Genomic DNA, 9,670 nt, shown 5'->3' on the forward strand with positions numbered 1-9,670 from the left:
CCTGCCTTGAGTCGTGAAACTGACACTCCGTCCTCCGGGCCCAACGGGCGTGGAGGAGCCGCATACCCCTCCGGCACGCCGCCGTACGGGACCCCCATGGCTACCGATGACGGTTCGGGTGCGGGCCGTTCGGGCACGCAGCCGGAGGAGAAGAAGACCGAGACCACGCTGACGACCCGGATCCGGATCAACATCCCCGGATCCCGGCCGATTCCGCCGGTCGTCGTGCGCAAGCCCGTCGGCGACACCGACGCCGGTGAGGACGCGCCCGCCGCCGACACGCGGCCCGCGGCCGAGCGCCCGGCCGCCGAGGCCCCTGCCGCGCCGCCGGCCCAGGCCGACGAGAAGGCCAGCGACTGGTTCGCACCCCGCAAGTCCTCGGCGCCCAAGGGCGGTCCGGGCGGCGGCGGAACCCAGGGCGGTTCCACCGGTACCGGTGGCGCCACGGGTGCGCCGGCCGCCCGTCCGGGTGGTGCGGGAGCGTCCGGTACGACGGGTACCACCGGCGCACGCTCCGGCGGCGGCCGTCCCGGCGGCGTCGTCGGCTCCATGAGCGTCCCCGGCGCCACCCGCTCCGGCACCACGAACGGCGCCGGCCTGCCCGGCGCCACCGGCGGCCCCGTCGCCCCCGGACACGGCGGCGGCACCGGCTCCTTCGACGTGACCGAGGCGCTGAACGCGGGCCCGCTGGCGGGCGGTTCCCGCCCCGGCCCGGCCGCGAACGCCGAATCCCGCCGCGACGAACTGCCGTACTTCTCGGAGAACGGCGGCCAGGACACCTACGGCGGTGCGGGCGCCCCCGGGCACGACGGCTTCGGCACGGGCGCGAGCGGTGCCAACGGGCACGGCGGCGCCAGCGGCCTGGGCGGTCCGAACGGCCCCGGCGGCCTGGGCGGCGGCCCGGCCGGCCCCACCAGCGGCCCCGTCACCGGCGACGGCGCCCTCGCCCCGTCGGCCGGCGGCCCCCGCCCGGGCGCCGACCCGTTCGCGGCCCCGGGCAGCGGCGGCCGGAGCACTCCGCCGCCGCACAGCGCCCTCGCCGACATCGCCGACCTGGACGGTCCGGCGGTGCCCGGCGCTCCGGCCGCGCCTCCGGGTGGTCCCGGCGGGCTCAGCGACGACACCGCGATCCTCACCCCGCAGAAGCCGGCCCCCGAACCGGGCACCCCCGGCTACCGCCGTGCCGACAACGTCTCCGGACACACCGTCACCAGCGGCATCCCGGTCGTCCCGAGCGGCGGCAACTCCCCGTTCGGCGGCGCCGGGAACCAGACCGACCCGGCCGCCGTGCCGGAGCCGGCCCCCGCGCCGAAGCCCAAGGCGCAGGCCGCGCCGAAGAAGAAGGGCCGCAGCAAGCTGGTGCTGCTCGGCGCCGGTGTGGTCGTCGTCGCGGGCGGCGCCTACGGCGCCGGACTGCTGATGAACCACACCGACGTGCCCAAGGGCACCACCGTGCTCGGCGTCGACATCGGCGGCGGCACCCGCGACGACGCCGTCAAGAAGCTCGACGACGCGTTCGGAAGCCGGGTGAACAAGCCGCTGAGACTCACCGTGGACGGCAGGACGGTGACCCTCGCGCCGGAGAACGCGGGGCTCCAGTTCGACTTCCAGGCCACCGTCGGCAAGGCCGCGACCAGCGACTACAACCCCGTCCACGTCATCGGCTCGCTGTTCGGGCAGAAACGTGTGATCGCGCCCGAGATGCCGGTGGACGAGGAGAAGCTCCAGGCCGCCCTCCAGCAGGCCGGCGGCGGCTCCGGCCTCTCGTCCGACGGCACCATCAGGTTCGAGGCGGGCCGGGCCGTCGCCGTCTACGGCAAGGCGGGCAAGGGCATCGACGCGGCCTCCGCGACCAAGGCGGTCGAACAGGCCTACCGCACCGCCGTGGAGACGGACACCGCGCCCCCGGTCGCCGTCCCGACGGCCACGCGGCAGCCGACGGTGCCGAACGCCGAGGTCGACCGCGAGATGAAGGAGTTCGCAGAGCCGGCGATGTCGGGCAAGGTGACGGTGATGACGGACGCCGCGCACTCGATCCCGATGAGCCCGCAGAAGTCGCTGTGGAAGTTCCTCAGGGTGAAGGCCGTCAACGGCAAGCTGGTCGACAGTCCCGACATGGCCGCTCTGCAGCAGCTCTACGGCAACGCCTTCAACGGCGTGCTCATCACCCGCGGCAACGGCAAGAAGACGCCGGTCACGCCGCAGGACGTGTACGGCGCCCTGCGCCAGGCGCTGATGAGCAGGACCAACCGGGTCGCGGTCATCTCGACCAACCCCAGCTAGTCACACGGCACTTGGCGGGGCGCCCGGTGCGGACACCGGGCGCCCCTTCGCCGTGCCCGTCTCCCTGCCCCGCCGTGCCTGTCACCCGATCCGCATGACATCTGTCATCCGCCTCTCAGGACCGCCGACACTGCCGGGCCCGGCGCCCGTTCGGCGAGCATGGGGGCATGACAACGACTGCGGCACCGGCCACCGCCACCCCGGTGGTCGGCTTCGACCAGGTGACCAAGACGTACGGCAGTGTGCGGGCCGTGGACGGGCTCTCCCTGGCCCTGCACCCCGGCGAGACCGTCGCCCTCCTCGGCCCGAACGGGGCCGGCAAGTCCACCACCCTCGATCTGCTCCTCGGTCTGAAGAACGCCGACAGCGGCACGGTGAACGTGTTCGGCACCAGCCCGCGCGAGGCCATCGTCGCCGGGCGCGTCGGCGCCATGCTCCAGAGCGGCGGTCTGATGGACGAGGTCACCGTCGGCGAGATGGTGAAGCTGGCCTGCTCGCTGCACCCCAAGGCGTACAAGGCGGCCGAGGTGATGGCCCGCGCGGGCATCACGCAGATCGCCGACCGCAAGGTCAACAAGCTCTCCGGCGGCCAGGCCCAGCGCGTGCGGTTCGCCCTGGCCACCGCCGGTGACAGCGACCTGATCATCCTGGACGAGCCGACCACCGGCATGGACGTCTCCGCCCGCCAGGCCTTCTGGGCCACCATGCGCGAGCAGGCCGACCAGGGCCGTACGGTCCTCTTCGCCACCCACTACCTCGAAGAGGCCGACGCGATCGCCGACCGGGTGCTCGTGCTGCACCGCGGCCGGCTCCTCGCCGACGGCACCGCCGCCGAGATCAAGGCCAAGGCCGGCGCCCGGCGCATCGCCTTCGACCTGGAGGGCGCCGTCGACGAGGCCGCCCTGCGCGCCCTGCCGTTCCTCACCTCGGTCACTGTGTCCAACAGCGGCTCCGCCGCGGGGTCCGGGCAGACCGTCCGCATCCAGTCGTCCGACGCCGACGCCACCGTCCACGCCCTGTACGGCCTCGGCGTCTACCCCCGCAACCTCGAAGTCGCCGGCCTCGGTCTGGAGCAGGCCTTCGTCGCCATCACGGAGGCCGAGGAGGCCAAGCAGTCATGAACGCCCTGATCAAGCTGGAACTGATCCGCTCCTTCCGCAACAAGAAGTTCCTGTTCTTCTCGGTGCTCTACCCGGCGATCCTCTTCCTGATCATCGCGGGCAACGCCAAGGACACCAAGGTCGACGGCACCGGCCTGACCCTCGCGACGTACATGATGGTCTCCATGGCCTCCTTCGGCGCCCTGACCGCCGTGCTGATGGGCAACAGCGAGCGCATCGCCAAGGAGCGCGAGAACGGCTGGGTACGGCAGCTGCGCCTGACCCCGCTGCCCGGGCGCGGCTACGTCCTCGCCAAGACCGCCGGCGCCGCCGTGGTGAGCCTGCCGTCGATCGTCGTGGTCTTCGCGGTCGCCGCCGCGATCAAGCACGTACGCCTGGACGCCTGGCAGTGGCTCGCCCTCACCGGCATCATCTGGGCCGGCAGCCTCGTCTTCGCCGCGCTCGGCGTCGCCATCGGCTACGTCGCCTCCGGGGACGCGGTCCGCCCCATCACGATGATCATCTACTTCGGCCTGTCCATCCTCGGCGGCCTGTGGATGCCGACCACGACCTTCCCGCAGTTCCTCCAGGACATCGCGAAGTGGCTGCCCACGCACGCGTACGCTGCTCTCGGGCGGGCGATCGAGCAGAGCCAGGCCCCGCACACGACGGACATCGCCATCCTCGCCGGCTACTTCGTCCTGTTCGCGGGCGGCGCGGCCTGGCTGTACCGGAAGGACACGCTGAAGGCGTGAGCACCATGGCGGAAGAACGGCGGGCCGGCGACAAGCGGCCGGAGACCCAGGTACGGATCGGCCAGGGGCCCGGCACCCGGCGCGAGGTGCTGGTCAAGGCGCTGTGGATCGGCGTCTGGCTGATCTTCCTCAGCTCACCGATCCACGACCTGGCCGCGGGCCACCACACCGCCGCCGCCACCGTCGCCGGCACGCTCGGGCTCATCGCGTTCGTCGTCGCCTACCTGACGCTGGTCTTCCGGAACATGGGCAAGCCCTTCACCCCGGGGGTCGTCGCCTCGCTGCTCGGGGTGATGGCCGTCCTCGCCCCGCTGCTGAACTTCGCCCTCGGCGAAGCCTGGATCGGGCTCTTCGTCTACGTCTCGGTGGCCTGCGGGGCGACCCTGCCGCTGCGCCACGCGTACTGGGCGATCCCGGCTACGGCCGTGGTGATGTTCCTGACCGAACGGCACAACGGCGGGTCCGGCTGGGACGACACCCTGCTCCTCGTCGTCCTCATCGGCTTCGCGATGGTCGGGGTGGGCCAACTCGTCCGCACCACCATCGAGTTGCGCAAGGCCCGGGCCACCGTCGCCCACCTCGCCGCCAACGAGGAGCGCCTGCGCCTCGCCCGCGACCTGCACGACCTGCTCGGCCACTCCCTCTCGCTGATCACGCTGAAGAGCGAGCTGGCCGGCCGGATGCTGCCCGAGCACCCCGACAAGGCGGCCCAGCAGGTCGCCGACATCGAGCAGGTCAGCCGGCAGGCGCTGGTCGACGTGCGGGAGGCCGTCACCGGCTACCGGCGGCCCCGGCTCGCCGCCGAACTCGCCGGCACCCAGGTCGCCCTGACCGCCGCCGGCGTCATCGCCGACGTGCCCGCCGAACCCGACCTCGCCGGCGTCCCGGAGGAGTCCGAGTCCGCGCTCGCCTGGGCGCTGCGCGAGGCGGTCACCAACGTGGTCCGGCACAGCGGCGCCGACCGCTGCCTCGTCCAGCTCACCCACCGGCAGACCCTCGACGGGCCGGTCCTCGAACTCTCCGTCGAGGACAACGGATCCGGCGGCGTCGGGAGCGCCCCGGGCAACGGTCTGACCGGGCTCACCGAGCGGCTGGAGAAGGCCGGCGGCAGCCTGGAGGCGGGCCGTGCCAAGCACGGCTTCCGGCTCGTCGCCCGCGTCCCCACGGCCCTTTCGGGGGACGTAGGATCCGGGGCATGACGTGCACGATCAAGGTCCTGCTGGCCGAGGACCAGTCGATGGTCCGTGAGGCGCTGGCCGCGCTGCTCGGCCTGGAGGCGGACATCGAGGTCGTCGCCCAGGTCGCGCGCGGGGACCAGGTGCTCGCCGCCGTCGGCGAGCACGGCGTGGACGTGGCCCTGCTCGACATCGAGATGCCCGGCTGCACCGGCATCGAGGCGGCTGCCCGGGTGCACCGGGAGTTTCCGCAGGTCAAGCTGGTCGTCCTGACCACCTTCGGCCGGCCCGGCTATCTGCGCAGCGCCATGGAGGCGGGCGCCGACGCCTTCCTCGTCAAGGACGCCCCGGCCGCCCAGCTCGCCGAGGCGATCCGCAAGGTGCTCGCCGGTGAGCGGGTCATCGACCCGACCCTCGCCGCCGCCGCGCTCGCCGAGGGCGCCAACCCCCTCACCGAGCGCGAACGCGAGGTGCTGCGCGCGGCGGCCGACGGCGCGACCAACGCCGAACTGGCCAAGACCCTGCACCTCTCCCAGGGCACGGTCCGCAACTACCTCTCCACCGCCATCCAGAAGCTGGCGGTGCGCAACCGCGCGGAGGCGGTACGGACGGCCCGGGAGAAGGGGTGGCTGTGAAGGCGCCCGGCCGGCAGGTCAGTTGAGCATGGCCCGCGCGGTGTGCGCCTGTTCCCGCACCTTGCGGGCGGCCGGTTCGTCGACGACCTCGATCAGCTCGGCGTAGGCGTCCAGTTCCGCCGCGCCCGAGACGAACTCGCCGCGCTGCACCAGCAGTTGGCCCCGTTCGTAGCGCAGCCGGGCCGGGTGCGACGGCACCAGCAGCGCCAGTTCCACGGCCCACAGTGCCACGTCCGACCGCTCGGGCCGGGCGGCGGCCCAGGCCCGTATGTTGTTCAGGACGCGCTGCACGACCTCCAGCGGCGGCGCGGGTTCCAGCACGGCGGGATCCAGCGGCGCCCCCGTCGCCCCGACCACGAGCAGCTCCGCGTCGGTCCCGGTCAGCACCCGCCCGCCTTCGAAGGGATCGGCCAGCACCTGCTCCCGCGCCGCGCCGAACCCCACCACGAAGTGCCCCGGCAGCGCGACCCCGTACACCGGGGCACCCGCCCGCCGGGCGACCTCCAGCCACACCACCGACAGCAGGATCGGCAGCCCGCGCCGGCGTCGCAGCACCTCGTGCAGCAGCGAGGACTCCAGCCGCTGGTAGTCACCGGGCGTCCCGTGGAACGCGTAGCACCCGCCGAGCAGCCGCTGTACGGCCTCCGCCCAGGCGCGCGGCCCGCCCGGCCGGTACGGCAGCTCGCCCGCCAGCCGGTCCAGCTCCAGCTGCGCGGTGTCGATCCCGGTCTCGTCCAGCGAGCCGTCCGCCGCGGCGCCGATCAGCAGGCACAGCGCGGACAGGTCCGGCCGCTCGGCGCGCGCCTCCTCGGCGAACCTGCGGCGCAGCTCGGCGGCGCGCTCCGGCGGCGGCGGATACGGCGGCGGCAGGTGCGGGTGAGGCATGACGGGCTCAGACCCTTCCACGGCGCTCGCCCGGTGCGTCCGGCGCCCGGTAGTGGTGGTAGGTGTGGTGCGGCGTGAAGCCCAGCGCGGCGTACAGCGCCCGCGCGTCCTCGTTGTCCGTCTCGACCTGGAGCCAGGCCGCCGACGCGCCCTCGTCCAGCGCCCGCCGGGCCAGCGCGGCCATCACCTCCGTGGCGAGCCCCTGGCGGCGCCGGGCGGGGTCCACCTCGACGGCGGCGAACCCGGCCCACCGCCCGTCCACGACGCACCGCCCGATCGCGGCCGGCGGCGCGACGGCGTCTCCTGTGTCCCCCGGCACGGTCGCGAACCACACCGAGGGTCCTGTGCCGAGCACCCGCAGGGCCACCACGCTCACTCCCTTGCGCTGGTACCGGGCGAGCCACGCCTCGTCCGCCTCCCGGGCCAGGGCCACACCCGCGCCCTCGGCCCGGTCCGCGACCGGCGCCAGGGCGCCGGTCCACACCTCGGCGCTCACCTCCCGCACCCAGCCGCGCCGCTCCAGCTCCGCGCAGAGCAGCTCCTGTGTGCCCTCGGCGCCGGTGGCGGTCTGGACGTAGGCGGGCAGACCACGCTCGCCGTACCAGCGTCGTACGGCATCCAGGGCCGCGTCGAGGGGGAGCCCCGGATCGCCGAGCGGCAGCACGCTGTTGGCCCGCCGGGTGAATCCGGAAGCCGCCCGCAGCTCCCACTGGCCGAGCCGCTCGCTCTCCACGGGCTGCCAGCCGCGCGCGCCGACGCGGGCCAGCTCCTCGTACGAGGCGGCGGGCCCCCGGCGGCGCGCGGGCGCCGCGGGCACGACCTTGGCCGCTACCACGGAGGCTTCCGCGATGCGGACGCTCTCCCCGTTCCGTCGTGTGATCATGAGCACGCCATCAGTCCATGATGTGAGAACCCCCACCGTGTCGGTGAACTTCTCCGATCCGGCTCCAGGCGCTTCCAAGCGCCGCACAGAGACGCGTTTTCCCACGTCAGCAGGGGTAATGCGGACCACCAGACGTCCTGCCGCCGAGATTTCCACTGGTCAGTTCACCCCTCCTGTTCGGATCATGCTCCGGAACGGAGATACTAGGGGCGGGCATCGACGACGCCGCGCTCCCGCGCGCCAGGCGGCGGAGCCTGAGGAGGCCCGCCAGCGCCCTATCGAGGAGGAACGACAGCGTGACCTACGTCATCGCAGAGCCTTGTGTCGATCTCAAGGACAAGGCGTGCATCGAGGAGTGCCCGGTCGACTGCATTTACGAGGGCCAGCGGTCCTTGTACATCCACCCGGACGAATGCGTCGACTGTGGCGCCTGTGAACCGGTCTGCCCGGTCGAGGCGATCTTCTACGAGGACGACGTGCCGGAGGAGTGGAAGGACTACTACAAGGCGAACGTCGAGTTCTTCGACGAGCTGGGCTCGCCCGGCGGTGCCAGCAAGCTGGGTCTGATCGAGCGTGACCACCCGTTCGTCGCCGCGCTGCCGCCGCGGGCCGGCGAAGAGTAATCCCGCGAGCGTCCCGCGCTTCGCATCGCCTCGGTCCCGTACGGCCCCGATCACGCCGCACGGGACCGAGGCGTTTGCCGCACCGTACGAAAGTGAGCCTGATTCCCGTGTCCGCAGTCTCCGACCGGCTCCCCGCCTTCCCCTGGGACAAGCTGGAGCCGTACAAGAAGACGGCAGCCGCGCACCCCGGCGGGATCGTCGACCTCTCCGTGGGCACCCCGGTCGACCCGGTGCCCGAGCTGATCCAGAAGGCCCTGATCGACGCGGCCGACTCCCCGGGCTACCCGACCGTGTGGGGCACCCCGGCGCTGCGTGACGCGATCACCGGCTGGCTGGAGCGCCGCCTCGGCGCCCGCGACGTCACCCACCGCCACGTCCTGCCGGTGGTCGGCTCCAAGGAGCTGGTGGCCTGGCTGCCGACCCAGCTCGGCCTCGGCCCGGGCGACACGGTGGCCTACCCGCGCCTCGCCTACCCGACCTACGAGGTGGGCGCCCGCCTGGCCCGCGCCGCGTACGAGGTCTACGACGACCCGCGCGACCTGGACCCGGCGAACCTGAAGCTCCTCTGGCTGAACTCCCCGTCGAACCCGACCGGCAAGGTGCTCGGCAAGGAGGACCTGACGAGCATCGTCGCCTGGGCCCGCGCGCACGGCGTCCTGGTCGTCTCCGACGAGTGCTACCTGGAGCTGGGCTGGGAGGCCGACCCGGTCTCGGTCCTGCACCCGGACGTCAACGGCGGCTCGTACGACGGCATCCTGGCCGTGCACTCGCTCTCCAAGCGCTCCAACCTGGCGGGCTACCGCGCGGCCTTCGTCGCCGGTGACCCGGCCGTCCTCGGCCCGCTGCTGGAGATCCGCAAGCACGGCGGCATGATGACCTCGGCGCCGACCCAGGCGGCCGTCGTGGCCGCCCTCGGCGACGACGCGCACGTGCACGAGCAGCGCGAGCGCTACGCCGCCCGCCGCGCGGCCCTGCGCGCGGCCCTGCTCGGCCACGGCTTCCGCATCGAGCACAGCGAGGCCAGCCTCTACCTGTGGGCCACGCGGGGCGAGTCCTGCTGGGACACGGTCGCCCACCTGGCGGGCCTGGGCATCCTGGTGGCCCCCGGCGACTTCTACGGCGAGGCGGGCGAGCACTTCGTCCGCGTGGCCCTGACGGCGACGGACGAACGGATCCGCGCGGCGGTGGAGCGCCTGTAGCCGCGTGCCGTACACGCACGACGAAGGGGTGGGGGGGGGGCGGGCGCCGGCCCCCCCCGAGGGGGGGGGGGGGGGTGCGCGGCGGCCCCGGCCCACGCCGGGGGGGGGCCCGCGCGGGGGGGGGCGGCGTGC

The 9,670-nt window shown here is 73.6% G+C and carries 9 protein-coding genes; 7 read left to right on the forward strand and 2 right to left on the reverse strand.

All coding sequences use genetic code 11. From position 1 onward, the window contains the following. Window positions 1-6 precede the first annotated feature (6 nt). The 5 genes from ACFC8N_RS18605 (at window position 7) to ACFC8N_RS18625 (ending at window position 5,948) form a co-directional block, all read left to right on the forward strand. Window positions 7-2,283, forward strand: a complete 2,277-nt coding sequence (locus ACFC8N_RS18605; protein WP_376288817.1) for a hypothetical protein — start codon at window positions 7-9, stop codon at window positions 2,281-2,283. A gap of 167 nt (window positions 2,284-2,450) precedes the next feature. Then, window positions 2,451-3,404 carry an ABC transporter ATP-binding protein gene (locus tag ACFC8N_RS18610; RefSeq protein ID WP_376288818.1) on the forward strand — a complete coding sequence of 318 codons (954 nt, stop codon included), beginning with the start codon at window positions 2,451-2,453 and terminating at the stop codon, window positions 3,402-3,404. Then, entirely contained in the window at window positions 3,401-4,138 is a 738-nt protein-coding gene (locus ACFC8N_RS18615; RefSeq protein WP_356026557.1) for an ABC transporter permease, read from the forward strand. The genes ACFC8N_RS18610 and ACFC8N_RS18615 overlap by 4 nt, the downstream gene beginning before the upstream one ends. 5 nt (window positions 4,139-4,143) lie before the next feature. Further along, complete coding sequence (locus ACFC8N_RS18620) at window positions 4,144-5,337, forward strand: sensor histidine kinase (RefSeq protein WP_376288922.1); 1,194 nt, start codon at window positions 4,144-4,146, stop codon at window positions 5,335-5,337. Further along, window positions 5,334-5,948, forward strand: a complete 615-nt coding sequence (locus tag ACFC8N_RS18625; RefSeq protein WP_356026559.1) for a response regulator transcription factor — start codon at window positions 5,334-5,336, stop codon at window positions 5,946-5,948. Before ACFC8N_RS18620 ends, ACFC8N_RS18625 begins: the two co-directional genes overlap by 4 nt. Before the next feature lie 18 nt (window positions 5,949-5,966). Here the strand turns inward: ACFC8N_RS18625 and ACFC8N_RS18630 are convergent, their stop codons facing one another. Then, a complete protein-coding gene (locus ACFC8N_RS18630; protein ID WP_362823627.1) occupies window positions 5,967-6,833 on the reverse strand; it encodes a transglutaminase-like domain-containing protein in 867 nt (288 codons plus the stop codon). A gap of 7 nt (window positions 6,834-6,840) precedes the next feature. Beyond that, window positions 6,841-7,872 (reverse strand): GNAT family N-acetyltransferase, encoded by a 1,032-nt coding sequence (locus ACFC8N_RS18635; protein WP_376288819.1) that lies wholly within the window; start codon window positions 7,870-7,872, stop codon window positions 6,841-6,843. A 140-nt stretch (window positions 7,873-8,012) separates the two neighbouring features. Here ACFC8N_RS18635 and fdxA point away from each other — a divergent pair, with 140 nt between their 5' ends. Continuing rightward, window positions 8,013-8,339: a ferredoxin gene (fdxA, locus tag ACFC8N_RS18640; RefSeq protein WP_356026564.1), complete on the forward strand. Its 327-nt coding sequence runs from the start codon at window positions 8,013-8,015 to the stop codon at window positions 8,337-8,339. 107 nt (window positions 8,340-8,446) lie between these two features. Continuing rightward, window positions 8,447-9,538: a bifunctional succinyldiaminopimelate transaminase/glutamate-prephenate aminotransferase gene (locus tag ACFC8N_RS18645; protein WP_356026566.1), complete on the forward strand. Its 1,092-nt coding sequence runs from the start codon at window positions 8,447-8,449 to the stop codon at window positions 9,536-9,538. Window positions 9,539-9,670: the final 132 nt, after the last annotated feature.

The sequence above is a fragment of the Streptomyces sp. NPDC055966 genome, assembly GCF_042269865.1.
Classification (GTDB): domain Bacteria; phylum Actinomycetota; class Actinomycetes; order Streptomycetales; family Streptomycetaceae; genus Streptomyces.